The 25660-nt window shown below is 31.0% G+C and carries 21 protein-coding genes; 5 read left to right on the plus strand and 16 right to left on the minus strand.

The features are described from left to right. Positions 1–83: 83 nt before the first annotated feature. The gene (locus tag L3B98_RS09705; RefSeq protein WP_238916463.1) at positions 84–1097 is read left to right on the plus strand and encodes an MBL fold metallo-hydrolase; all 1014 of its coding nucleotides are present in this window, start codon (positions 84–86) and stop codon (positions 1095–1097) included. 702 nt (positions 1098–1799) lie between these two features. Here L3B98_RS09705 and L3B98_RS09710 read toward each other — a convergent pair. Beyond that, positions 1800–2666: a carotenoid biosynthesis protein gene (locus L3B98_RS09710; RefSeq protein WP_238916464.1), complete on the minus strand. Its 867-nt coding sequence runs from the start codon at positions 2664–2666 to the stop codon at positions 1800–1802. A 298-nt stretch (positions 2667–2964) separates the two neighbouring features. Between L3B98_RS09710 and L3B98_RS09715 the strand changes: the two genes are divergently transcribed. Then, positions 2965–3546 (plus strand): TetR/AcrR family transcriptional regulator, encoded by a 582-nt coding sequence (locus L3B98_RS09715; RefSeq protein ID WP_238916465.1) that lies wholly within the window; start codon positions 2965–2967, stop codon positions 3544–3546. Between the two features lie 323 nt (positions 3547–3869). Here the strand turns inward: L3B98_RS09715 and L3B98_RS09720 are convergent, their stop codons facing one another. The 4 genes from L3B98_RS09720 to L3B98_RS09735 form a co-directional block, all read right to left on the minus strand. After that, a complete protein-coding gene (locus L3B98_RS09720; RefSeq protein ID WP_077365393.1) occupies positions 3870–4421 on the minus strand; it encodes a UbiX family flavin prenyltransferase in 552 nt (183 codons plus the stop codon). A gap of 22 nt (positions 4422–4443) precedes the next feature. Beyond that, on the minus strand, positions 4444–4791 hold the full coding sequence (locus L3B98_RS09725) for a hypothetical protein (RefSeq protein WP_238916466.1): 348 nt from the start codon (positions 4789–4791) through the stop codon (positions 4444–4446). 149 nt (positions 4792–4940) lie between these two features. Further along, positions 4941–5171 (minus strand): non-oxidative hydroxyarylic acid decarboxylases subunit D, encoded by a 231-nt coding sequence (locus L3B98_RS09730; protein WP_077365397.1) that lies wholly within the window; start codon positions 5169–5171, stop codon positions 4941–4943. A 21-nt stretch (positions 5172–5192) separates the two neighbouring features. After that, the gene (locus L3B98_RS09735; protein ID WP_238916467.1) at positions 5193–6620 is read right to left on the minus strand and encodes a non-oxidative hydroxyarylic acid decarboxylases subunit C; all 1428 of its coding nucleotides are present in this window, start codon (positions 6618–6620) and stop codon (positions 5193–5195) included. 163 nt (positions 6621–6783) lie between these two features. On the opposite strand from L3B98_RS09735, the gene L3B98_RS09740 reads away from it, so the two are divergent. Beyond that, a complete protein-coding gene (locus L3B98_RS09740; protein WP_238916468.1) occupies positions 6784–7683 on the plus strand; it encodes a LysR family transcriptional regulator in 900 nt (299 codons plus the stop codon). Between the two features lie 319 nt (positions 7684–8002). Here the strand turns inward: L3B98_RS09740 and L3B98_RS09745 are convergent, their stop codons facing one another. From L3B98_RS09745 to L3B98_RS09755, 3 genes are all read right to left on the minus strand, one after another. Next, complete coding sequence (locus L3B98_RS09745; protein ID WP_238916469.1) at positions 8003–8182, minus strand: hypothetical protein; 180 nt, start codon at positions 8180–8182, stop codon at positions 8003–8005. Positions 8183–8276: 94 nt separating this feature from the next. Further along, the gene (locus L3B98_RS09750; RefSeq protein WP_238916470.1) at positions 8277–10214 is read right to left on the minus strand and encodes an aconitate hydratase; all 1938 of its coding nucleotides are present in this window, start codon (positions 10212–10214) and stop codon (positions 8277–8279) included. A gap of 145 nt (positions 10215–10359) precedes the next feature. After that, the gene (locus L3B98_RS09755) at positions 10360–11670 is read right to left on the minus strand and encodes an SLC13 family permease (protein WP_238916471.1); all 1311 of its coding nucleotides are present in this window, start codon (positions 11668–11670) and stop codon (positions 10360–10362) included. Between the two features lie 453 nt (positions 11671–12123). Here L3B98_RS09755 and L3B98_RS09760 point away from each other — a divergent pair, with 453 nt between their 5' ends. Beyond that, positions 12124–14100 (plus strand): sigma 54-interacting transcriptional regulator, encoded by a 1977-nt coding sequence (locus tag L3B98_RS09760; RefSeq protein ID WP_238916472.1) that lies wholly within the window; start codon positions 12124–12126, stop codon positions 14098–14100. Between the two features lie 431 nt (positions 14101–14531). Here the strand turns inward: L3B98_RS09760 and L3B98_RS09765 are convergent, their stop codons facing one another. The 8 genes from L3B98_RS09765 to L3B98_RS09800 form a co-directional block, all read right to left on the minus strand. Beyond that, entirely contained in the window at positions 14532–16502 is a 1971-nt protein-coding gene (locus L3B98_RS09765; RefSeq protein ID WP_238916473.1) for a methyl-accepting chemotaxis protein, read from the minus strand. 193 nt (positions 16503–16695) lie between these two features. Beyond that, entirely contained in the window at positions 16696–17214 is a 519-nt protein-coding gene (gene citX / locus L3B98_RS09770) for a citrate lyase holo-[acyl-carrier protein] synthase (protein ID WP_238916474.1), read from the minus strand. A 19-nt stretch (positions 17215–17233) separates the two neighbouring features. Beyond that, positions 17234–18775: a citrate lyase subunit alpha gene (citF, locus tag L3B98_RS09775; RefSeq protein ID WP_238916475.1), complete on the minus strand. Its 1542-nt coding sequence runs from the start codon at positions 18773–18775 to the stop codon at positions 17234–17236. Further along, on the minus strand, positions 18768–19667 hold the full coding sequence (gene citE, locus L3B98_RS09780; RefSeq protein WP_015394483.1) for a citrate (pro-3S)-lyase subunit beta: 900 nt from the start codon (positions 19665–19667) through the stop codon (positions 18768–18770). The genes citF and citE overlap by 8 nt, the downstream gene beginning before the upstream one ends. After that, positions 19667–19963 carry a citrate lyase acyl carrier protein gene (gene citD, locus L3B98_RS09785; RefSeq protein ID WP_015394484.1) on the minus strand — a complete coding sequence of 99 codons (297 nt, stop codon included), beginning with the start codon at positions 19961–19963 and terminating at the stop codon, positions 19667–19669. The genes citE and citD overlap by 1 nt, the downstream gene beginning before the upstream one ends. A 44-nt stretch (positions 19964–20007) precedes the next feature. Next, positions 20008–21033 carry a [citrate (pro-3S)-lyase] ligase gene (gene citC, locus L3B98_RS09790; RefSeq protein ID WP_077365415.1) on the minus strand — a complete coding sequence of 342 codons (1026 nt, stop codon included), beginning with the start codon at positions 21031–21033 and terminating at the stop codon, positions 20008–20010. 78 nt (positions 21034–21111) lie between these two features. Next, entirely contained in the window at positions 21112–22299 is a 1188-nt protein-coding gene (locus tag L3B98_RS09795; protein ID WP_015394486.1) for a malic enzyme-like NAD(P)-binding protein, read from the minus strand. 286 nt (positions 22300–22585) lie between these two features. Beyond that, positions 22586–23929 carry a 2-hydroxycarboxylate transporter family protein gene (locus L3B98_RS09800; RefSeq protein WP_015394487.1) on the minus strand — a complete coding sequence of 448 codons (1344 nt, stop codon included), beginning with the start codon at positions 23927–23929 and terminating at the stop codon, positions 22586–22588. Between the two features lie 797 nt (positions 23930–24726). On the opposite strand from L3B98_RS09800, the gene L3B98_RS09805 reads away from it, so the two are divergent. After that, complete coding sequence (locus L3B98_RS09805; protein WP_238916476.1) at positions 24727–25632, plus strand: sugar-binding domain-containing protein; 906 nt, start codon at positions 24727–24729, stop codon at positions 25630–25632. The last annotated feature ends 28 nt before the right edge of the window (positions 25633–25660 follow it).

A 25660-nucleotide genomic window follows, 5' to 3' on the forward strand; every position in this document is an offset into this window, starting at 1 on the left:
AAAATAATAATGAAATCAACTTAATTTTCTAACAGTATCGTCAATTACTTAGAAAGATTAAACTTATTTAGGAGGAAAATTTTATGGAAAAAGAAATCAATTCGTTAAACAATGAAACGATAAATAAAAATCAAAAAGCTAAAGCTTCTGCAATTCTTGATAAAGATATGGCTACATCTACTTGGGATGAAAATTCGATGCCTTCAGTACGTATCAAATGGAATGGTTATGCTTTCAATGAAATCAAACTTCCAAATGGTAAAACTATTGTTATAGATCCTTACTATCACAATGTAGATAATAAATATGTACTTGATAAAACAAAAACTGCTGCTGATATTGTTGATGGTTGTGACTATGTGCTATTTACACATACTCACTTTGATCACAGCCAAGACTTTCCATATATACTCAAGAAATACCCATTGGTACCAGTTGTTATGCCTGAATCAGCTATAAGTCCCTTTAACTATGTCTATCAGATCATGAGTTTAAATTATAATGTTCAAGGTGTTTCAAATAATGATAAACTTGAATTTCCTGATTTCACTCTAGAAACCTTCTTAGGAAAACACACAACTAGAAAGGATATATCTAAAGATCCTAAAACTATTCCAATTTATTTCAACAAGGATGGAGAATTTGATCCTTTTGTATTTGAATTTTTCGAGACAGGAACTATTGTATTGAACTATAGAATAACAACAAAAGAAGGTTTTACTATACTTATTTGGGGTGGACAACTACCATCTGAATATAGAAAATACAATTATTTAGGAACTAATCCTGATTTAATGTTCTATCAAATGGCAGCTAATAATCTAGGGGATGGAACAACCTTTAACACTGGTAATAGAGAAAATCCAGTAGCTACTATGCTTGGAGATTTTATAGCTTCTGTTAATCCTAAAGCAGCTGTACCTTATCATCAAGAAAAATTTAGTATGGATGATCTTAATTCTATTGGCAAGCAATGTGCCGAACGAGGAAATTTAAAAGGTACAACAACTGGCTTTGTTGCGCCTGAAACTCATAAATGGTATCGCTTCACTAAAGATCAATCTAACAATGTAATTGTAACTTCCGTAGAAAAATAATACTTATTAATAAAAAAATATAACTCCATTATAATTAAGTTGACGAGACTAAATAGAATGGAGTTATATTTATGTATGAATTAAGTTTAAATGATAAAGCAATGACTTTCAAGGAGTTAGAGAGTCTAATATATTTCCTAATATTCTTTTTCCTTAAATAAGCTTTACCATCATAGCTATAATCTTTTGTAAAACTTCACTTAATATAAAATTTCTATTTGCTTGATATTCTGATTTTAAATTTTTATTATCATTATCACTTGCTATTGCAGCATCGGCATCTTTCTTAATATTGAAAGATTCGCAATATTTTTAGCCAATCAAGATCATCTGTAAAATTAAAGTTATATTAAAGGTACAAGAAAAAAAGCACGTAAAGTTCATTTACTTTATGTGCTTCACATGTTTTGTATGCTCTTAGTTCACTTAAAATTATACTATCTCTATCCCATCACATATGCACGCTCAAATCCTGTTTGAACTGCTTGTGCAATTCTACTAATCCTTTAATATCCCTTTTTATCAGTTCTTTATTATACCCATATTTTGAGAGTTGATAGTATCTCCTAAGTTTCCGTGTAATCATTGTATAGCATGCTTGGCTCTTTGACTTCAATGAAGTTATAGTATACTCACCATTATATTATCGTCTACTATTTTAATTTATCAACTTTTAACACAATTCTCTTTCCATGAAATTATCTAATCATTTAATTCTTTTGAATTTTTAATATTTAGTAATGAAATATAAGATACAAAAACTACTGTAAAAACAGACATCATTGCCATACATCCGTATATTTCAATATGGTCTGTATGCGTAATTCCTTCCAATACGACACCTAGTCCCATAATTAAGTATACAATTGCAGCTTCTAACCAATAAGTTTTCTTTGAAGTTACATTGTTTTTACTGATATCTAAATTTTTAGTTGAAATGAATAATGTGAATATTTGCATAAAAACATATACAACAAAAACCCAACCTACAAAATTTGATATAGGAACCCCAAAATAATCCCCGCCATTTTCCCAAATCCATGTCTGATGTATTGTAGATGCTTGAGGATCAGTCACAATATCCCACATAGTCATAATAATTGCAGTGGTTATAGGTATTATAATTTTTTGAACTCCTACGATTTTTTTACTAAAATGTCTTGTTAGAGCTTGTGTAATAGTCCATGAAGTATAAGCAATTCCAAAATATGCAATCATGATATACGCAGGAACATCTAAAATTCTAGGACCTGGAGTAGTATAATGATAATGTCCGAAAGGAAATCCTGTTTTTACACTTAATCCCTCAAAACAATTACTTACAATCCATGTAATCACGAACCATATAATCATGTTTTTTAATCCATATCGCTGACTCCCATGTATCCAGGCAAAAGCAGCTAAAGATATAAAGAAAATATACTTAGCTCCATCTAACATAGGTATATTTATTCTCATCATTATTGTACTAATACTAAGAAGAAATATAATTCCCAATTTAATATAATTTAAGTTTTTATTATTTTTCGTACCTACTGTCGGTTTAACATTAACGTTTGTATTAAACATATGATACATCTCCTTTTTCATATTTTTAATAAATGATATCATTTCATCTTTTTAACTTTCACTTTACTACATAACTAATCCATTCCTTTTTGCCTCCAAATTATTAATATTCATAGATCTTGTCCAACAATTAGATAATTTACGACGTCTGTTAATGAACGCAATGTTGATTATCTAAGTTATTTTTATTATAATGTCAATAATAACAAAATGCACTAACCAATAATTTATAAAATGTTTGATACACAACAAAATGCAGCAAATTGTTCATTAACAATTTTTTTGAAAGGATATATATATGGATAAACAAATTAAAGACAGACGAATTAGAAAAACAAAAAAATTACTAAGAGAAGCACTTACTGAATTAATGAATGAAAAAAATTTCGAAAATATCACCGTAAAAGATTTAACAGAAAGAGCAGATTTGAATCGGGGTACTTTTTATTTACATTATCGTGACATATATGATTTTTTAGAACAAAGCGAAGATGAAATAATTCAAGAAATTAATAACATTATAATTAAATTTGACCCAGTATTACTAGCTGAATATAATTTAAAAAATAAGCCATTTCCACCTTTAGTTGAACTCTTTGAATATTTTGCAGACAATATGGATTTTGGTAAAGCTTTAATGGGAAGCAAAGGAGATATTTCATTTTTAGAAAAGTTGAGAGTTGCATTTACAACTGAAGCCAAGAAATGGATTAAAATTTCTAGAAAAAATAATAATATGATCTTTGATAAGTATTTTGTTGACTATAGTGTATTTGGTTTTATTGGGATTATAAAAAAGTGGTTTGAAAGCAATATGGAGACTCCACCGAAAGAAATGGCGGTAATGGCGGTAAAAACCATATTCAACGGCCTCAATTAAAATGTGATTTTTTATACATCATTCAAAAATTAAGGTTAAGTTTCTTAATCTTGTTAGGAAATGTAGCTAGAAGCAAAGCACAACTATTCTGCATAAAAAGTGATATAACTTTTTATGCAAACAGGATATCCATTTCTCTTCAGATATCCTATTTATTATTACATTTTAATTACTTCTAGCTCTTCTAAGTATGTTTATTTCTTCATCCATAAGTCCTTTATTGCATCATTGTCTAATCCAATCTATATTGCTTTTATTGCTTGCTCTTCTTTTCCTCTTTTTATTCTCCTTCAACTAACAATTCACTTAGTTTCGAAAAATTTTCACCATCTTTTACCTATTTCATGGTTAATTCCAAATTGATCAAGAATTTTCATGACTTGATGATTTATTATATCATCCAAGTTTAAAGGATTGTTATAGAAAGCAGGCATTGGTGGTACAATTCTCACACCTAATCTTGATAACTTAAGCATATTTTCTAAATGAATTGAACTTAATGGAGTTTCACGAGGACATAATATTAATTTCCTACCTTCTTTCATCATTACATCCGCTGTTCTTGAAATCAAGCTGTCACTATAGCCATTAGCAATTGAACTAAGACTCTTCATGCTACAAGGAACAATTACCATGCCATCTGTAATAAACGAACCACTTGACGTTTTAGCACCTAGATTTTCATTATCATAAATTTTAGAAGCCAGACTTCCTACATAATCCAATGTGTAGCCCGTTTCTATTTCCAGATTGTTCTTAGCCCATTTACTCATAATAAGATGGGTATTCACATTTTTATTTTCCTTTAGTGCTTCAAGTAATTTTACTGCATATATTGTTCCTGTAGCACCTGTAACTCCAATTATTATCTCCATATTTCACCTCATCATATGATTCTTAAACAATCATTTTTAATTGCTCACATAACTCTATAATCATTTCTGAACATAAATTACGAGCATCAGATATTTCTTGTTTTGTAATATTATCTAAGTGTATTCCGCAACATAAAACAAAACTCCCCACATATTCTTTATTTAGTATTTCTCCAAGCATTTTTGTTATAATGCCTTCTTTATGGTTTGGAAAAGTAAATGTTTCATTGGTTGAAATTCGCGAACCTGTTGTTACTGCTCCTAAATGTGGTGTATCTCCTCCTGTCACAATGATACAAATATCTTTTCCCATAGGTATTGCAATCATATTTATTTCTACTCTATTTCTTTCTCTATTGATTTTAATCATACTACCTCCCTTTCATCTTTACTGCCGATAACACAAATAGTGTGAAAAAATATGTATTTTTTCACACTATTAACTTTGTTTTGCTTTAATATCTACATCTGAAACTGCTAATCTAATGTTATAACACATTTTTTTTATTCATGTTATTATTATTTTTTTAATCGTGCCTGAATAGGAATCCCAATTTTTATCTCATCAAAATCGATTTTATCTAGTTTAAAGTGTGGATCCAACTTATCAGGATTGATTACGTCCTCTTCTTCTGTGCTTCTCCAACTATAATTACACTTTTTACAATAAAAAACTTCCCAAGCACCGCTGCCATCTGGAGCTTTCGCTACAACTTCAGCTGAATCATTTAAACAACGTACACATTTCATTTTCTTATTTCTCCTTAATTGTTAATGTTTTTTTAAATCATTTTGAAGATTAGATACTAACTTACTGAATTCAGAAACCTTTTCGCTTTTCTCAATCATTTTTGAATCACTCATAACTTTATCTGGACTAACTGGGGTAGTCGCATCAAGTATTAGTTTTCTATCAATACCAGGTATCTCACTGGCCGGATTAAGAGCTATACCTGGACAGTTAGGAATAACAATAATATCTTTATCATCTCTAACTCTGCAGGATAATGCCCACATAACTTGAGTAAGATTAAATGGATCGACATCCTTATCTACAACAATTATATTACGACAATAAGCTGTACCATGTGGTGTTGATGCTAATTTAAGAGCCACAGTTTTACTAAATCCACCATATCTTACATCAGTTGATATAATTGTTGTTAAACCATGCTGATAAAAAGCATTTACGGCTTCAATTTCTGGCATTGTCTCTTTTAATTGTTTAAATAAAGGCACGCTAGTATTTAATGCCATAAGAGTATCTGCTTCTGTCCATGATTTACCAATATATAAGTTTTCATATATTGGATCTTTACGATGAGTTATCTTTTTAACTTTTATAAGTAACTGTTTTCGTACCCCAGAGTAGCTTCCTGGAAATTCTCCAAATGGTCCTTCAACAGTACGCACTCCCGGAATTACCTCGCCTTCAATTACGTATTCTGAATATGCTGAAACATCAAGGTCACAAGTTAAGCACTTTACTAATTCCATAGGTGTTCCCTTTAAAGCAGCAGCATATTTGTATTCTGACTGATCATAAGCTATTGGTGTGCTGGCAATAAAAGTAAGCATAGGATCATTTCCAAGACAGATAGCAATTGGTAAAGGTTTATTCATCTGTTCTGCTTTTTGAAAATGAACACCAAGATCATGGAAAAGTGCTGTCTGTAAAGCTAAAGTATCTGGACCCTGCACTTGGATACGATATGTACCAACATTTTGTGCATCAAAATTATCCATATCAGTAATATCTTTAGTTACTACACAGGCTTTTGAGAAATAGAACCCTCCATCATACTTATTAACTTTATAAAGAGGTAATAATTCATAAAGATTTATATCTTTATCAATCACGACTTCTTGGCAAGGAGCATCTTTTATCCACTTTACTTCGCCAGGATAATTATCCCAACGATTAGTCAATTCATAAAACTGCTCTTTTATAGTTGAATTCTTAGGCATATTAAGCATTAATGCCTGATTAGCCCAACTTCCATGAACATTTACAGCCACCTTTTTCCCTTTATACCCTATAATATTATCAAGTAATAGTGCTGGTCCACTTTCTAACTCTCCTGCTGCACAGCTAATTGCACTAATATCTGGCTCAGGTAAAAGTTCATCATGGTAATAAACAAGCTGACCTTCCACTTCAAGTATATCTAAAAATTCTCGTAAATCACGATAAGACATAATTTTTTTCTCCTTAATCATAATAATAATTTATTTAATTAATTTTAGAATCTCAAATAAGTTATAACTTATAAATTTATTATATGTTTGATTTTTAATAAATACAAAGATATAATTTGTTATAAATTAATACCTTTATTGATATAAAAGGAGTGTGTATTTTATGGAATTAATTCAATTACGGTATTTTCTGATTGTTGCCCAATTAGAACATATTACTCAAGCGGCAGAAATACTTCACATTTCCCAACCCTCATTAAGCAGAACTATTTCTAGATTGGAAAATGAATTAGGAGTTAAGCTATTTAATCGACAAGGAAGGCAAATTAAACTTAATGAATATGGAACAAGCTTTCAAATTCGTGTTAAAAGAATATTTAAAGAAATTGACAATGGAATAGATGAAATAAAAAATTTATCCAGTTCCAAAAAGCAAACTATTTCTATTGCTGTTAGTTCAGCAAGAATAGTATCCGATTTATTAATAAGATTTGCCAAGCAACATCCAGAGATTTATCTTCGTCAAACCCTAGTCCCTACAAATGATATGGCACATCTATTAGAAACTAGAAAAGTTGATTTCTGCATATCCACTTCACCTGTTGAACACCCTGAAGTAGAATTCCTTCCATTAATAGAAGAGGAAGTATTTTTAGGCGTTTCATTAAGTCATCCATTGGCAAAATGTAAAAGTATCTTACTTAAAGATGTTGCAAATGAAGCATTCATTAGTTTAATCAAGGGTTATGGATTACGAGAAATAACAGATAGCTTTTGTGAGAAGGCCGGCTTTTCTCCTAATATCATGTTTGAAGTTGATGACCCTTCATCCATAGGTGCGTTTGTTCTAGCAGGACTTGGAGTAGCATTTATACCTGAACCTGTATTTCATCACTACAAATCTCTACCTATAGTAAAACTACAAATTAAAGAACCAATATGCCGACAGACTATTGGATTGTATTGGAATAAAGACCGTTATTTTTCGAAAGCATTATTCTACTTTTCTGAGTTTATAAAATCATATTTTGAAACATTGAAATATAATCATCCAAAAAGATAGTATATAGATTTTGTTTTTACACAAAACTATATACTATCCCATCAATTTCACTATATGCAAATTTTTATCTTCACACGATTATCATCAACCATATAATTTATCCTTTCATTTTCAACAACCTTATTTAGTTCTTTTATCGCACTGTGACAATTTCTTTTAGTTCTAAATCCGTTAGTAATATTAGTGGTGATTATTTTAAAATTGAGAAATAAATCTACTTATCGTTTTTTACAATTCATTAACAAACATATACCTCGCATCAATTAGATGTAATAATATTTCTAATTGATACGAGGTACTGTACTAAAATACTTTCAAATTAAATTTTATCCCTTATAATAGCATCTTTATTGCTACCAAAGAACATTTGCTCCCATAATCCTTCTTTTTCCCCATTTTTCTCTATTGATAATTTAACATTGCCAATGTATCTTACGTAAGAGTGTTTCACTACCATATTTAAATTCATCTCAAAAAATAGTACACTAAATAAATCCATTCCATTTTTTTAACTTGTTTGTTGAATTATAAAAAGAATCAGCGCCTATTCTACATAATTCTTTAAATGCTTCAGGAGATCAATTAATTATTAACTACAGTAACTTTTTGATATAATTTAATTGACCACCATCCAATAACACATCTTTTTGTCTATCTGAAAGTGTTGCATAAGCTTCTATTTTTGCATTCTTCGTTTTATTTATAATTATAAATTCACCATTTTTAAGCTGATCCTTTGCATTTTCAATAACTAAAACATCCTCTTGGCTAATATTGTTATAATCAGCTTGATCCTTAAATCTTAATGGCAATATACCATAGTTTATTAAATTATCATGATGAATTCTTGCAAATGACTTGGCTAAAATAGCTTTTACTCCAAGATACATAGGCGCAAGTGCTGCATGCTCTCTAGAAGACCCTTGTCCATAATTAACTCCACCTACAACAATTCCGCCATTGTTTTCTTTAGCTCTTTTAGCAAATTCAGTATCTATACCATTAAATACATATTCTGATATTGCTGGCACATTTGATCTAAGCGGAAGAATTTTAGAACCAGCTGGCATTATGTCATCAGTTGTAATATCATCTCCAACTTTTAGTAGTACTTTACCACCAATTTCAGCTTCCATTTCACCTCTTACTGGTAATGGTCTAATATTTGGTCCTCTTCTTACAACAACATCTTCTGTATTTTCTACTGGTGCTTGTATCATTCTATCATCTATAATACGCTCTGTCGATTCTTTAACTTCTTTTAATGCCTCTACATTAAATCCATCTAAATCTCTAGGATCACTTATTACTCCAGTTATAGCACTAGCTGCAGCAACTTCTGGACTTGCTAAATAAATTTGACCATCAGCAGTTCCACTTCTTCCTATAAAGTTTCTATTATTTGTTCTTAGGGATACTCCACCTGATTGAGGCGATTGACCAATTCCAATACATGGTCCACATGCACTTTCTAGAATTCTCGCTCCTGCTGAAATTAATTTTTGAAGTATTCCATCTCTAGCTATCATTTCAAAAACTTGTCTTGATCCTGGTGCTATACAAAGACTCACATCGGGATGAACAAACTTTCCATCTAAAATGATTGCAGCTTTAGCTAAATCTGAATAAGATGAATTCGTACAGCTTCCAATGAATACTTGAGTAACTTTTACATCACTTGCTTCTTTAACTTTAATTACTTTATCTGGCATATGAGGCTTAGCAACCATTGCATCTAATTCGTCAAGATTTATTTCAATTAATCCATCATATTCTGCATCATCATCTGCTTTAAGTTCTGTCCAATCAACTTCTCTGCATTGAGACTTCATAAATTCATATGTAAGCTTGTCACTTGGGAATATTGATGTAGTAACCCCTAGTTCTGCTCCCATATTAGTTATAGTACATCTTTCAGGTATACTTAGTGTTTCTACACCTGGTCCTGTATACTCTATTACTTTTCCTACTCCGTTTTTAACCGTCATTCTTCTTAAAAGTTCTAATATTATATCCTTAGCTGCAACACCAGCTCTTAACTGTCCAGTTAATCTGACATTAATTACTTCTGGCATAACTAATGGAAATGGTTGACCTGCCATAGCCATAGCAACACTCATACCTCCAGCACCTATAGCTATCATTCCCAAAGCACTAGATGTAGGTGTATGACTATCTGATCCTAAAAGAGTTTTTCCTGGTACTGCAAATCTTTCTGAATGTACCTGATGACATATTCCATTTCCAGGCCTTGAACAGTGTATACCATATTTTGCAGCAATAGTTTGTAAAAATGCATGATCATCTGCATTTTCAAAACCTGTTTGTAAAGTATTATGATCTATATAACTTACCGACACCTCTGTTTTAACTCTTGGAAGTCCTAATGCTTCAAAAGATAAATATGCCATTGTACCAGTAGCATCTTGTGTTAATGTTTGATCAATTTTTATTGATATCTCTTCTCCAGCAATCATATTACCTTCTACTAAATGACTTTTTAAAATTTTTCTAGTTATATTTTCTTTCATTATTAATTTCCTACCTTTCGTTAAAAAATATAATATATATCAAACAAATTTAAACAATTAAATTTCAAAACTTGTTTTAAACTAATTCATATAAAATATTCTGATTTTTTATTTATCAGAAAAGCATATCTTAATCAATTTTCTACTATCTAATAACTCCAAATACAAATCCAATAAGAATAACCAAAATATTTGATATTGTTTGTACCGGAACCGCTAACTTACAATATTCTTCAACATCCATTTCTAATAAACTTGCTCCTACATGAGTAGTTGGAGTTAATGTTGAAGACCCTGTTGCAAAAGCTAAATTAGTTACAAAAGGCGCAATAATTATTATGCCATCTAATCCAAAAGACGCACCAATAGAAATTAAAAGTGGGTATAGCGAATTGTAAAGTTGATATGGCACAAATCTAATGACAATAACACATAGCGCTAATAAAATCAAATGCATATATCTCGCTAAAAATCCCGGAAAAATCCATACTATGAATTGAGAAATACCTTTCACCATTCCTGTTGAATTAAAGATACCAACAAAAATTGAAATACCTATTAACATAAGTAATGTATTATAAAAAGTATGTCCAGATTTTTCCCATATAGCTTTATAATCCTTTGGTTTTGGATAATTAATCAAAGTAGTAATAAGTGTCGCAAAAATAAACACTATATATGAAGGAATCAAGAAATATGATAGTGCGACTACAGATCCAATAAATACAATCAAATTAATCCAAAAAAATTGTGGTCTTTCATTTGATTTCACATTATTTTTATCAGATTCTATAGTATTCTCTGTATCATCTTCTACTTCCACAAACGCCCCTACTAATTTCTTATGACGCCTTCCAAAATATATCCATTGCAATATAATTACTGGAATAAAACATAAAGAAATAGGAAGAACTCGTTGTGATAATTGTAACGGATCTACCTTTGCAAAAACAGACGAATTTGCTATTCCAATTCCCCATGGCAAAAAACTCATAGCAGCCACTGTAGTTTGGACAATAATCATAGCAGCTTTTCTATCAAAGTTGAATCTTTTATATAACGATACCATAACTGGGAATACAATTAAATAACATGAAACTGGTGTTGCTGTTGCCATTCCTATCGCAGCTACAATTGTTGTCATAATCATAAGAGTATAAACATTAAATTTGCCTCTTGTTAATTTCATTATTCCCTGAACAATAACATTAAACATACCTGTTTCTGATAATAAAGTAAAATACATCAAACCAAATAACAGCATATATCCTACAGACTTCATAGTATTATTAGTTTGTTCTATCATAGCATTGCTTAAGTCAGTTAATTTAACTCCTAAAAGCAAAGCGCAAATCATTGGAACAACTGCTAATACAAACTGAATCGGAATTTTTTTCAAAAATATACATACAATAATAATACATAACATAACAATTGCCATAATTGTTGTTGTCATTGGTAATTCCCCCTTTTTTAAGTAATTCGACTATTTGCCTTCGGTTCTATCTACTAACTTCGTATATGCATAACAATATTATTAATATAACAAGTTGTACACCAACTTTCGATACTTTATCGAAAGTTTAATTTTAGTAGATTTATTTACTATTATTTTTACTCCTATATAATCCCACCCACTTTTCTAACATTAGTAATTAACTTCAAAATAATAAACGTTTTCCTCTAACGCCCATTCATTTTTTACTATACTAAAATTTATATAGCAAGATTAATGCCAACTTTCTGGTCTCTATATAAATAAACTTTCACATAGATAAATCAAAGCTTTTTCAGTTCAATATTTTATTATTTCGTGTTCATTATGTTTCCTTTTATAAACAATGTTTGATTTTTCGAAATAAATGTTTTAAAATACATATATATCTATAGAAATCGGAGTGGTATATTCATGGCAAAAATATTATTCATTGTTCCAACACAAAAAATCAAAGCTATTATTTATAATTACATAGAAGAATATTCAAATTACTATACTTCAATGTTTAATGAGAAACAACTTTCAGAAATAGAAATAATTGTATCCCCATCTTTAGAAAAAATCGATCTTCTTATTTATAATGCTGACATTTTTGTTGCTCGTGGAGCTACAGCTATACAAATAAAAAAGCTTTATCCTAATACTCCTGTTGTAGAAATACCTGTTACAACTATGGATGTTGTATCATCTGTTATATCGCTACAAAAAGAAAACACTAACAATTCCCCAATTGCATTGGTAGGCTTTGGTAATATTTCATATCAATCACATTTTGCAAGTCAACTTTGCAATACACCTGTAGTTCCTTTTCATTTTCCATACCATGACATTAGCACTAACAATATTTCAAAATTATTAGACAAAATAGATTCTGATGGATTTAGATATATTATAGGCGGCATAAGAATAATAAATATAGCTCAACAAAAAAATATAATTTCAACTTGTCTGCACTGGGAAAGAGAAGCCATTTGGATTGCAATAAGAGAAGCACAGCATACAGCGGGTATACGTCACCAGGAACGTAAACGTGCTGTGTATTTCGAAAATATTCTAAATCATTCTCACGAGGGCATAATTTCAACAGATGCAAGCAATAAAATTATACATATAAATTCATCTGCCGGGAAAATCTTAGATATTAATCCGCCTTCATGTACTGGCGAAAATTTGGAGGCTATTATTCCAGATTCTAAACTCAAATCAATACTTAATAATAATGAAGATTACTCAGATGAGTTAATAAAAACAAGAAATATTAATATTATATTAAACAAAGTAAACACTTCCCTAGGAAATGAAATGCTTGGTAATGTTATAACCTTTCAAAATATTAACAATATATATAATACAGAATTAAAAATACGAAAAAAACTCTATAACAAAGGTCTTGTAGCTAAATACAATTTTGACAATATCATTGGTGACAGTGCCTCATTACAAGAAGCAATAAAAAAAGCTAAAGTATTTGCAAAAACACCTTCAAATATATTAATCACAGGAAGCTCTGGAACTGGTAAAGAACTTTTTTCACAAAGTATACACAATTATAGTACAAGAAAAAGCGGATCATTTGTAGCAGTAAACTGTGCTGCAATTCCAGAGAATCTTATGGAAAGCGAATTTTTTGGTTATTCAGGAGGTGCATTTACTGGCGCTTCTAAAGACGGAAAAATGGGATACTTTGAACTTGCTCAAGAGGGAACTATTTTTTTAGATGAAATTTCTGAAATTCCATTAAACTTACAAGGTAAATTACTTAGAGTAATTCAAGAAAATGAAATTATGCGTATTGGCGATGACAAAGTAGTTCCTATAAATATCAGAATTATTTGTGCAACAAATAAAGATTTGAAAGTGCTTGTAAATCAAGGAAAATTCAGAGAAGATTTATATTACAGACTATGTGTCTTACAATTACGCCTCCCTCCTCTTCGTGAACGTGGAGAAGATATTTTAAAAATTGCTAATCATTATATATACCAATATGCTTATACAATTGCACAAAAACCTCCTCTTTTATCTTCAGAAGCTGGCAAGCTATTTTTAAAATACTCTTGGGATGGTAACATTAGAGAACTTCGCAATATTTGCGAACAATTAGTAGTTTTAAATGAAACAGGAATAATATCTGATAAAGAAGTATCAGCTATACTTCCAATTGATACAAGTAAAGATATTGAAGAACCACTCATATTTAAAACACCTATATCAGATGATCTTTCGGCTAATAGAAAAAATTTTGAAAAAGATCTGATTATAAAAACTCTTGAGGAATGTAATTCAAACAAAACTAAAGCAGCTTCAATTCTTGGCATAAGCCGATCTACTTTATGGAAAAAATTAAAGTATTACAATATAAAATCTAACACAACTTTTAATAAATAGCTTGATTCTCACAAATAAAATCAACTTAAACTCCTTTATTTTAAGTAAATGAAACTAGCAGACTTTTACTTTAACATAGAAATATTTTATCATAAATCTCAAATTCATAAAATTTGAGATTTATTTTTTGGCTCAAAACTAAAAACTATGCTTGACAGAAAATAATTTTAAAATTTAATAAAAAATGCATTCAAATTCCTGTATTCTATAAGTTACTAAACTAAAAGAATTTAAGGAGTTTGAATGCAATTACAATTGCAGATATACAAATGCAGCCGTGGAAGGTAGAAACGGTAAACTTAAAGCGATTCAACGCAGACACTATTTTGCACGAAATAAATACTACTACAAATGAAGAATTTTATTAGACTGCAATAACCATTTCTTGACAGCTTAAGCTGTCAAGAACACATTTTGGTGTTGAGCGTGAATTATAGTTTGAAATTTCTAGTATATTTCCTTAATTCATCTGCCATTAAACTTAATTTTTGAATTTCATTTGCAGTATTCTCACTATAACTTGATTGCTCCTCTGTAGAAGCAGTTACTTCCTCTGTACTTGCAGCAGTTTCTTCAGATACAGCCAAAATTTTTTCCATATCTTGTTGTATACTTTCTCCTGCACCTTCTACTTCTTCTGAAAATTTTGAAATATCTTTAACTTCACCATTAATTAGGTTTACAATTTCCAAAATATCATTAAATATTTTAGAGGTATCCTTTACAGATTCATTGTTTTCACTTATAGCACTTGTTGCATGTTTTGCACTTTCTACAGCTAAGTTTGTAGTATCTTTAATATCTTTTATAATCGTATGAATTTTTTCAGTTGAACTTTGAGATTCTTCAGCAAGCTTTCTAACTTCATCAGCAACAATAGCAAAGCCTCGGCCTTGTTCTCCAGCCCTCGCTGCCTCAATAGCTGCATTCAGTGCTAATAAATTAGTCTGTTCTGCTATTTCTCCAATTACATTTATAATTTGTCCAATTTGGATTGTTTTATCATTTAGTTCAAAAATAACTTCAGATACATGTTCAACTGCATTAGTGCTTTCTTCCATTTTCATATTTTGAGTATTTACAATTTCCACTCCACTTTTAACTAACTTTCCAGCCTTTGAGGAAGATTCATAGGAATGATTACTGCGGTCTGCAATTTCAGAGATGGACTTAACAATTTTATTAACCGATTCAAATGTTCTTTCAACACTTTTAGTTTGTTCATCACTTCCCAAAGCTAATTGATTGGTTGCTTCAGCAATTTGCCCCGCTACAATTTTAGCCTGCTCAGATGAGTTTAATACTTCCTTTGAGGATACCGTCACATCGTCTGCTGCCACAGAAATTTGTTTAACCAAATTCCTGAAATTATCTCTCATCTCACTAAATGATTCTAATACTTCTCCTATTTCTCCGCCCGCATCAATTTTAAAATCATAATTCAAATTGCCTTGAGCTAATTGCTTTGCTGCCTCTCTTAAGATCATTAGTGGTTTCACCATGCTTTTAGCTAGAATAATTCCTATTAAAGCCGCAACAAATAAGATACATACAGCTATTGTCACCATTTCTATTATAGTTTTACTAACTGAAGCAAACGCTTCAGTATAAGTCTGCCTAACTACAATCGCCCAACCTACATCAGGAACACTTGTATAACTACTAATTGCTCTGTCACCATTATAATCATATTCTGTAGTCCCCACATCTCCTGATAATGCTTTTTTCACAGGTGCTATATCTGATATATTTCTTCTTTCTTCAACCATACTTTTATCCGGATGAGCCAAAACTTGTCCTTGAATATCCGTTACAAATGCATACCCAGTCTCTCCAATAGCAATTTGTTTTCTCATTTCCTCCAGTCCATTCAAACTCACTTTCCCACCTAAAATCCCTTGGAATTCATGATTTAAGTTAAAAATAGGAACAGCTATAATCACGCTAGGCTTCCCGTTAGTTTTTGAAATTACTACGTCACTAATCACTGTCTTTTTCTTAGAAGCTGCATCCTTAAAATAATCACGATCTGAATTACTAACTAGTTCTGCATCATCAGATTTTGATACCTGCTGGCCTGTAGCATCTGTTATAAAAATAGCTTCAAAATCTGGATACTTCTTATTAATTTCTTGTAAAAGAGTCTTTTGATTTTGAATATTATATAATTTTATATCATTAGTAGATGCTATACTTTCTAATATTGAAACGTTTTGATATAAATATGCATGAATTTTTAGACTCAAACTTTCAGCTAATTCTTTTGTAGTATATGTTAGATTATCATTAATAGTCGTAACTTGAGAATCTGTGGATATTACTCCTATTACTAGCACCGATATTGTAATCAATGCGATAATCAAAGAAATTATTTTAGTACCTAATCTTAACTTCTTAATCATCTGTTACTCCTTCCATTACTTTTAAAATTCATAAATAAATGAGCAAAAATTAGCGAATGGCTAATGATTAATGACTTAGATTAAAACTGCTATGCAATTTCCTTAGTAAAATTATCCCTAATATTTAAAAAGAGGGCACAACTTAATGTACCTTCTTTTAAACAAGTCATATATTAATTAGTAAAACCCTTCATTAATTAATAGAATCATTAATTATATGATTAACTTCACTTATTAACTCCTCCATTGAATGTCCTCTGCTTCTTGCACATGCTTTCGCGCTATTACTGCAAAGTAAGCATCTTCTGGCATGCAGTCCAATCCCAGCTCTACTAGTCAGTTCTCCATTTTCATTAAATACATCAATATCAAATAATCTTCCCAATCTATGATTTTCTTCAATAGATGTAGTTATCCTTTTTGTGCACCATGAACCTGCATCAACAACTAGGAATGCTTCATCACCACCTGCGGCAACTCTAACTGTTTTATGAAGCACCTTTATGTTTTTCTTTTCTAATTCTTCTTCTAATAATTTAATGCCCTTTTCATGAACTTTAGTAAAAGTCGAATTACACTTTTCTGTTCCTGGAATATTTAATGTAAAAGAAATCAAAGTATTTTTATAAGTTTCAATTAAATTCCGCTGCATTTCTGCTCGTTTTTCTCTTGCGTTAAGTATTTCTATAAGTACTTGGTTTTCTTCTTTCATATTAATTCCTCATTTTAATTTATTTTACTTGCTTTATAACGTCGATGATTGTTCCATCTCTGTATTCTACTAAACCAACTATCTTATCAGCAAATTCAATAGCCTTAGGCTTTCCAACAACACTTTCTGCCTTTTCTTTTAATTCTTCTATAGTGCATAAAGGTAATTTAGCTTTTGTGAATTTTTCTATTAAATCTGTTCTTAATGGATTTACTGCTATTCCTCTGTCAGTTACTACTACATCAATAGTTTCTCCTGGAGTTATTACAGTAGTTACCTTTTCAACAATAGTAGGTATTCTTCCTCTGATTAATGGGCAAACTATCATTGCAAGTTTTGCTCCTGCTGCAGTATCACAGTGTCCACCTGAAGCACCTCTAATCACTCCATCAGAACCAGTAATTACATTAACATTGAAATCTGTATCTACTTCTAAGGCACTTAAGATAACTATGTCTAATTTATTAACAACACATCCTCTATTATGTGGATTAGCATATAAAGATGCACTGATTTCATAGTGATCTGGATTTTCCCCAATTGATTTTGCCGCTGTTAAATCAAAACCTTGAACATCACAAATCTTAGAAATCAATCCTTCTTGCTGCATTTCTACGAATTGTCCTGTTATTCCACCTAGTGCAAAGCTAGCCTTAATATCTTTTTCAATCATTGTCTTCTTTAAGAATCTTGCTACTGCAAGTGATGCTCCACCAGTACCACTTTGAATAGAAAATCCTGGTTTGAAATATCCCGAAGCTTCAATAGCTGATGCTGCGTTTTTAGCAATCAAAAGTTCTCTTGGATTCTTTGTATATCTTGTTGCTCCAGATACTATTCCATTTGGATCTCCAATTGCATCTACTGTTACTACATAATCTACATTAGTTTGTTCAATACTTGCAGGTACGTTTGGATATGGTACTAAGTTATCTGTAATAAGTACTACCTTATCTGCATATTCTGCATCTTGCTTAGCATATCCTAAAGAACCACAGAAAGATTTTCCGCTGTATCCATTAGCATTTCCGTATTCATCAGTACTAGGTGCACCTAAGAATGCTACGTCTATTTTTAATTCTCCTGATTCTATTGCTCTTGCTCTACCACCATGAGAACGGATTATAATTGGTGTATCTAAAATCCCACCTGATATAGCTTCTGCTAAAGCTCCTCTAACACCACTAGTTGTAATTTTGCTTATTACTCCGTTTTTAATATGCTCTACTACTGGTGCATGTACTCCACTTAAAGAACTCGGAGCTAATGTTAAGTTCTTGATTCCAAGTTTAGCTATAACATCTAGTACCATATTTAAAATATAGTCCCCTTCTCTTAGGTGGTGATGGAATGATATTGTCATGCCATCCTTAAGTCCAGTTGCAATTACAGCCTTTTCAATACTATCTAATAATTTACTATCTCCTGGTTTTGTTTGTGCTATTTGTCTTCCAAATTTACGAGTTTCAGGTTCATAGCTAAATGGTCCATTATAAGGTTTTAACTCCCCAATTCCTTCTACAACTTCTGGTACTTCTCTTAAAGCTTTATTCTTAAGCATTTTCGTCCCCTCCTTCATTTACATATACGCCTGCAGCTTCTGCTAACATCAGTGCTCTTTGAGCTCTTTCTATTATTGGCTTATCTACCATTTTTCCGTCTAGAGACACAACCCCAGATCCTCTTTTCTTAGCTTCTTCAGCTGCTTTTATTACTCTTATTGATTTATTTATTTCTTTTTCTGATGGTGTATATATTTCATGAACTGGTCCAATTTGTCTTGGATTGATTACTGATTTTCCATCAAAACCTAATTGCTTAATTAATCTAACTTCATTTTCGAAGCCTTCTTCATTGTTTACATCTGAGTAAACTGTGTCAAAAGCATATATTCCTGCCGCTCTTGCTGCAAGTATTATTTGGCTTCTTCCAAATAATAATTCTATTCCTTCTGGTGAACGTGTTGTCTTTAAATCAGTTACATAATCTTCTGCTCCAATTGCTATACCCATAAGTCTTTTGCTAGCTGTTGCTATTTCTCTTGCATTCATTACTCCTAATGCACCTTCAACTGCTGCCATCATCTTTGTCTTTCCTACTGGGATTCCAGCTTCTTTCTCTATTCTTGCTATTTCATTTTCTACATCTATAATATCTTGTGCACTTTCTGTCTTTGGAAGTCTTATAACATCTGGCTGTGCTCTAACTATAGCTTCTAAATCTTCCATTCCACATGTGTCTAATCCATTTATTCTTACTACTGTTTCAACACCTTCATAATCTATAGTCTTTAATGCATTATATACTAAAAATCTAGCAGCATCTTTTTCATTTATTGATACAGAATCTTCTAAGTCAAACATTATTGAATCTGCTCCATAAATGTGTCCATCCTTTATCATTCCTGGGTTATTTCCTGGTATATACATCATTGTTCTTCTTAACTTGTACATTATTTTTCTCCTCCCCAGTTAAAGTTAGTTTCTTCTGCTGCTCTTAAAACTGCTGTTTGTACTCTTGCTTTTATAACGCAATCTAAAGCACCTTTGTCATCTGCTTTAACAGTAGCACTTTCAACATTCAGCTCTTTCAAAGTATCTGAAATGACCTTCTTTATTTGGTCACCATATTGCTTTTCTACAGAACTCTTTAATTGTATCATTATGTTTTTTTCTTGATTTGGCTCTATTACTACTGCAATATCGCTAGATTCTAATGTTCCAGCCATAGCCACTTTTTTAATTTCCATAATTGACCTCCTATGTTTTATTTCTAATTATTTATATATTAATTTTAGATTTTGCTGATTATATCTTTGCCCTCTGCAGACATCAAAAATTTATATGTTGTTTCTGGAACCATTTTTTTAACACCTAAAAATTTTTCTTCCATAATAAGCTGCCTAACTTTTGATGCACTTGTTATATATCCACCATAAGCAACCCTTGGAACCTCAATAACTTCTACATTATAATAAGGCATCATTTCTTTCATAGTCTCATTATAAGTTCTGGTTACCTCACAGGTTGGTTCCTCACCTACATACCTTCTATTAATCCCCAATGCAGGCACTATGTATTTTGCGAAAATTTCAATATCTAATAATGTATGACTTTTTACTACTTCATCAGGCTTTTTTATAAAATATGATGGAAATGTCGCATTTGAAATAATATAATCTCCACATTTATGTAATACTACATTGTTTAAATGGCTTGTTCCTTCCTGAACTAATCTATATCTTACTTCTGCTGGGAAAATAGATCTGTCCTCAGAAACTACGAACACATGAACCACATCACTTTCTCTTGAAGCTTTTTCTATTAATGCTTTATGCCCCAAGGTAAAAGGATTACAATTCATGACCACACTAGATATTATATTTCCATCCACTTTCTTAGACTTTATCCCATCTACAAAATCACTTATACCAAAAGGATTGTTTTCAAGCAAAACTACTTTATTAGGCACTTCTGCTATTTTATAAAAGCCTAAATTTTTAAATATCTCTTGATTCTTTGGCTTTGTATAAACAAATAAGTGCATGTTTCCTCTTCTATATTGTTCACTTACTAAAGTAGATACTATTTTATTTGAAATTCCCATTCCTTTATAGCAACTATCAACAGCTATACACTTTAATATTTTTCCATCAAAAGAACCAGTGCCTATGACTTTATCATCGTCATATAAGGCAACTGTATACTGTATACTCTCATCAAATTTTAAATCCTGATCCTCAAGGAAATCCTTAACTTCATCTATTTCTTTAGAACCCATATCTTCAATAATTATTTCTTCTAAGTTAAGACATTCCATAAATATCACTTCCTTGTTTGTAACATAATAAATTTCTCTTATCTAATTTATGTTAGGTATAATAACAAAACTTTTTCGCTATCTTACCATTAAATATTCTCTAGTAAATCCTTGTTCGTTAGCTATATCAACAACCGCCTTTGAAACAGCTTCACAAACTTCTTTATTGAAAACACTAGGTATTATATAATCTTCTTTTAATTCATCTTTTGATACTAAATTAGCAATTCCTTTAGCTGCTGCAATTTTCATATCATCACATATTTCTTTTGCTCTGACCTTCAAAACTCCATTAAATATTCCCGGAAAAACTAGTACATTATTAATTTGATTTGGAAAATCTGATCTTCCTGTAGCTACAACCTTAGCTCCTCCAGCCTTTGCCTCCGCTGGCATTATCTCTGGAACAGGATTTGCTAATGCAAATACAATGCTATCTTTATTCATTGTTTCAACCATTTCCTTTGTTAATACATTTCCATCTGAAACTCCAACAAACACGTCTTTATCCTTTATAACATCTGATAAAGAGCCTTTTTCAAAGCCTCTATTAGTTACTTTTGCTATTTTTGCTTGAGCTTCATTTAAAGTGTCATCACCTTCAACTACTGCTCCATTTAAATCGCATAAAACTATATTTTGAACTCCAGCTGACATTAAAAGTTTCGCTACAGCAATTCCAGATGCTCCAGCACCATTTATGACAACTTTAATATCTTTTATATCCTTCTTAACTAATTTTAAAGCATTATATAAACCTGCTAACACTGCAATCGCAGTTCCATGCTGATCATCATGATAGACTGGTATATCTAATAACTCTTTTAATTTATCTTCAATATAAAAACATTCTGGTGCTTTTATATCTTCTAAATGAATTCCTCCAAAGCCAGGCGAAATGTTTTTTATAGTATTTACTATATCGTCAGGATCAATTGAATCTAAGCTTATCGGAATAGCATCAACATTACCAAACCTCTTTAATAACAGTGCCTTACCTTCTACTACAGGAAGTCCTGCTTCTGGCCCAATGTTTCCAAGTCCAAGAACCGCTGTCCCATTTGTTATTACTGCCACAGTTTTTCCTTTAATTGTGTACTGATAAGCATTATCTTTGTTTTTAGCTATCTCTAAACAAGGTTCTGCTACACCTGGAGTATAAGCTAGTGCTAAATCTTCGCCATTCGTTATTGGCATTGTACCTATAATTTCTAATTTACCTCTTTTTTCTCTATGCAATCTTAAAGATTCTTCCCTTACATTCATAGCTTTCTGCCTCCACTTTCCTTCCTTATTATAATAATATACTATCAGTTTTTTTGTTTTTTGTCAAAACATTTGTTATATTTTTAAACATATGTTTAAAGCACTCATTAGATTTTAACTTATTCATCGCAATATAGCTATTAATTATCGCATTAATATAAAAGCAGTCCATAAACATATGTTATTAAATTTTACATATGTTTATGGACTGCTTTGTTTTCATTTATGTATTTCAACAAATCCTACTATTATAAATTCTTTATTAACAAAAAATTTTATAAAGTTCTTACTTAATCATCTTAAGTAAAGCTATAGCTAATGTTACAGTTACTGCTCCTCCAATTCTTGTAGCAAGTTGACCAAAAGGCATAAGTTCTAATCTGTCACCAGATGTAAGTATAGATACAACTCCTGTTCCTCCTTGACCACTATTACATGCTGTAACCATAGCTGCTTCAACAGGATTCATTCCAACTAACTTACCAACAAACCATCCAACAACAACAATAGTAATAACTGTACATGTTATCACTATTAAATATCTAGGATTAGTAAAAACAACTACAAGGTTTTTCCATGGCGTCATAGCTACACCAACTCCAAACAACAAAGGTGTTGTTACACCTGTTACAATAAACCTAAAAAGTGAATATCCACCTTTTTCAATACTACTTGGAATAACTCCCACTACTTTAGCCATAACAACAGCAATAAGCATAACAATTGGTGCAGGCAATCCAACTAAAGAATTCACATATACACCAGCCATATAAAGGGCAAAAGATAAAATACCAGCAACTGTTAGTTGTGCCAAATCATGATGTGTATTAGCTTTATCTTTTTCGCCTTGTTGTGCAAGTTCTAGTATTTCATCATCTCCTCCAACTTTCAGTAATGTACCATTACCTGAATATTGAGGATATTTTTCTCCGATTCGCTTCAATAAACCCGCAAGAAGTATAGCCACCAAGCTTCCCAACATTACACACGGAAGAACCTGAGCAAACAAACCATCTTGGCTCTGTTGTAATACTGCTGAATATCCCATAGATAAAGGCAATGCTCCTTCACCTACTCCACCCGCCATAACTGGTGCAATTATGAAAAAGTACGCTTCATAAGGACTAATCCCACACACAAAAGCTACAGCTATACCAACAAAAGATCCAATTACTAAAGACGAAACCATAGGTATGAATATTTTTACAAAAGCCTTCATTAAAACCTTTCTATTCATACTAAGAATGCTTCCAACTATTATACATGCAATAAAAACATATAAAAAATTAGTCTGTTTCATAAATGTTGTTACTGAATCCGAAGCCATTTTAGGTATAAGATTAGCATACACCATATAAGATGGCAAAAATGTCGCCATAATAACCTTACCACCAATATGTTTGATTATAGGTATTCTTTTGCCTATTTCTTCACAAGTGAAACCATACAATATCATAATACATGCTGCCCCCAACATATCATTGGGTAATATATTCCTCGACAGCAACGCAATTACAACCACCAAAAGTGACAAATACACTCCAAGTGGCATAACTCCAATTTTCACACTAAAGATTCTTTTAAAAATCCTATGTTTTTCTACATTTCCTTCACTAACAAAACTAGCCATATCAAAGCCTCCAAACTCATTATTAATTAACTGATAAGTTATAATATTTAGTTTTAAAATCAATGTTAACATTAAATTTATTTATACCTTCATACTGTAAATCTTCAATACCATTATATATGATATCAATTTTTTTCAGATAAGTCAAAACATTTGTTAAATTATAATACAAATGTTAAAGGCATTTCTAGAATCAATTTACACTTTAAAGCCTTTTCAAAGGAAATGTCAGCTATTTTTCATAATAATCATAATTTCTTCATTCAAATGTCTTTTCAAACACTTAACAAATGTATATATATTAAACATTTGTTGATAACTCTGGTTCTACTTACTCTAAATAAACAATAACTGTTATAATTCTATAGCTTCATCATTGACTTTATTTTTTTACTTTTGATCAATTATTTTTTATATATTATTAATTTTTTTGAATTTTGCATAAAAACCTTTATTATTTTTTTCATTTTTCAGAATATTGCAATGTAATGCATTTTATTATACATTGCAAACAATCCTGCTCTTTAAGCAGTCTTACCCGAATTTAATCCTTTTTATTTCATCATAAAAAAATACATATATATAAGAAAAAGATTTTACGCCAATCTCTGATCATCATTTTATTGAAATACAACTTGAAAATACAATAATTTTACTCTATAATTAATATTATTTTACATTTGAAGAACTATTCACACAATATTTGGAGGTACACTATGTACGAATACGAAAAAATGAATGAGACAGAAAAATTAAACTTTCTAGCACAACTCTCCAATCTGTACTACGAATTAAACATGACACAGTCAGAAATAGCAAATAAATTTTCAACTTCACGTTTCAAGATTTCAAAACTCTTGCAAGAAGCTCGTGATAGAAATGTAGTTGAAATAACTATAAACAATCCACACACTAGAGTAAACGAATTAGAGAATCTATTAAAAAGCAACTTTAATCTAAAGCACGTTATTGTCTTAGACAACAAGTCCCTTCCTTTAGAAGAAACTTTATCTTCTCTTGCCAAGTTGGGAGCAGAATATCTAGATTCAATAATTACTGAAAACTCAATAGTAGGAGTTTTATGGGGAAAAACAATTTCTAATGTAGTAAAACGGCTAAAACCCAAGAAAAAGTTACCTATAACTGTTGTTCAGGTTATGGGTGCAGCAGCTAAAGACGACCCATTAATTGATGCTCCAGAACTTATTCGTAAATTTGCAAATTCTTATGGAGGCAAGTATAAATACCTTTATGCCCCTTTATATATAGATAATGATTATGCAAGAAAAGCAATACTGCAGGAACCTGTTATTAATGATACTCTTTTTTTTGCTAACAAAGCAGACATAATACTAACCGGAATAGGAACTGTAGATGCTGTATTCGCTTCTACTTTGTGGTCAAAATATGTACTAGCAAATCAGCACAGTAGCAATTTAGCTTCATCAAAAGCTGTTGGTTGTGCCTTCGCACGTCTATACGACAACTCCGGTCAGGAGGCTGTTATTGATGTGAATTCAAAGATAGTAGGTATAGATTTAGAAGCAATTCATGCTGCAAATTATGTAATAGGTGTTGCAGCAGGAAAATTTAAAGCTGAAGCTATTTTAGGTGCACTTAGAGGCAAGTACATAAATGTACTTATCACAGATGATGACACAGCATTAAAAGTACTTTCCTTGGCTCAAATTGAAGTTAAATAAGTTTCCACACAAATATCTTTTTGCAGCT

Origin of the sequence: Clostridium sp. YIM B02555 (assembly GCF_022320955.1) — a bacterium.
GTDB lineage: Bacteria > Bacillota > Clostridia > Clostridiales > Clostridiaceae > Clostridium > Clostridium saccharoperbutylacetonicum.

Bases quoted from the DNA above. Each gene is read 5' to 3' on its own strand.
- L3B98_RS09705 (WP_238916463.1), top strand. From the start codon at position 84: ATGGAAAAAGAAATCAATTCGTTAAACAATGAAACGATAAATAAAAAT.
- L3B98_RS09710 (WP_238916464.1), bottom strand. From the start codon at position 2,666: ATGTTTAATACAAACGTTAATGTTAAACCGACAGTAGGTACGAAAAAT.
- L3B98_RS09715 (WP_238916465.1), top strand. From the start codon at position 2,965: ATGGATAAACAAATTAAAGACAGACGAATTAGAAAAACAAAAAAATTA.
- L3B98_RS09720 (WP_077365393.1), bottom strand. From the start codon at position 4,421: ATGGAGATAATAATTGGAGTTACAGGTGCTACAGGAACAATATATGCA.
- L3B98_RS09725 (WP_238916466.1), bottom strand. From the start codon at position 4,791: ATGATTAAAATCAATAGAGAAAGAAATAGAGTAGAAATAAATATGATT.
- L3B98_RS09730 (WP_077365397.1), bottom strand. From the start codon at position 5,171: ATGAAATGTGTACGTTGTTTAAATGATTCAGCTGAAGTTGTAGCGAAA.
- L3B98_RS09735 (WP_238916467.1), bottom strand. From the start codon at position 6,620: ATGTCTTATCGTGATTTACGAGAATTTTTAGATATACTTGAAGTGGAA.
- L3B98_RS09740 (WP_238916468.1), top strand. From the start codon at position 6,784: ATGGAATTAATTCAATTACGGTATTTTCTGATTGTTGCCCAATTAGAA.
- L3B98_RS09745 (WP_238916469.1), bottom strand. From the start codon at position 8,182: ATGGATTTATTTAGTGTACTATTTTTTGAGATGAATTTAAATATGGTA.
- L3B98_RS09750 (WP_238916470.1), bottom strand. From the start codon at position 10,214: ATGAAAGAAAATATAACTAGAAAAATTTTAAAAAGTCATTTAGTAGAA.
- L3B98_RS09755 (WP_238916471.1), bottom strand. From the start codon at position 11,670: ATGACAACAACAATTATGGCAATTGTTATGTTATGTATTATTATTGTA.
- L3B98_RS09760 (WP_238916472.1), top strand. From the start codon at position 12,124: ATGGCAAAAATATTATTCATTGTTCCAACACAAAAAATCAAAGCTATT.
- L3B98_RS09765 (WP_238916473.1), bottom strand. From the start codon at position 16,502: ATGATTAAGAAGTTAAGATTAGGTACTAAAATAATTTCTTTGATTATC.
- citX (WP_238916474.1), bottom strand. From the start codon at position 17,214: ATGAAAGAAGAAAACCAAGTACTTATAGAAATACTTAACGCAAGAGAA.
- citF (WP_238916475.1), bottom strand. From the start codon at position 18,775: ATGCTTAAGAATAAAGCTTTAAGAGAAGTACCAGAAGTTGTAGAAGGA.
- citE (WP_015394483.1), bottom strand. From the start codon at position 19,667: ATGTACAAGTTAAGAAGAACAATGATGTATATACCAGGAAATAACCCA.
- citD (WP_015394484.1), bottom strand. From the start codon at position 19,963: ATGGAAATTAAAAAAGTGGCTATGGCTGGAACATTAGAATCTAGCGAT.
- citC (WP_077365415.1), bottom strand. From the start codon at position 21,033: ATGGAATGTCTTAACTTAGAAGAAATAATTATTGAAGATATGGGTTCT.
- L3B98_RS09795 (WP_015394486.1), bottom strand. From the start codon at position 22,299: ATGAATGTAAGGGAAGAATCTTTAAGATTGCATAGAGAAAAAAGAGGT.
- L3B98_RS09800 (WP_015394487.1), bottom strand. From the start codon at position 23,929: ATGGCTAGTTTTGTTAGTGAAGGAAATGTAGAAAAACATAGGATTTTT.
- L3B98_RS09805 (WP_238916476.1), top strand. From the start codon at position 24,727: ATGACACAGTCAGAAATAGCAAATAAATTTTCAACTTCACGTTTCAAG.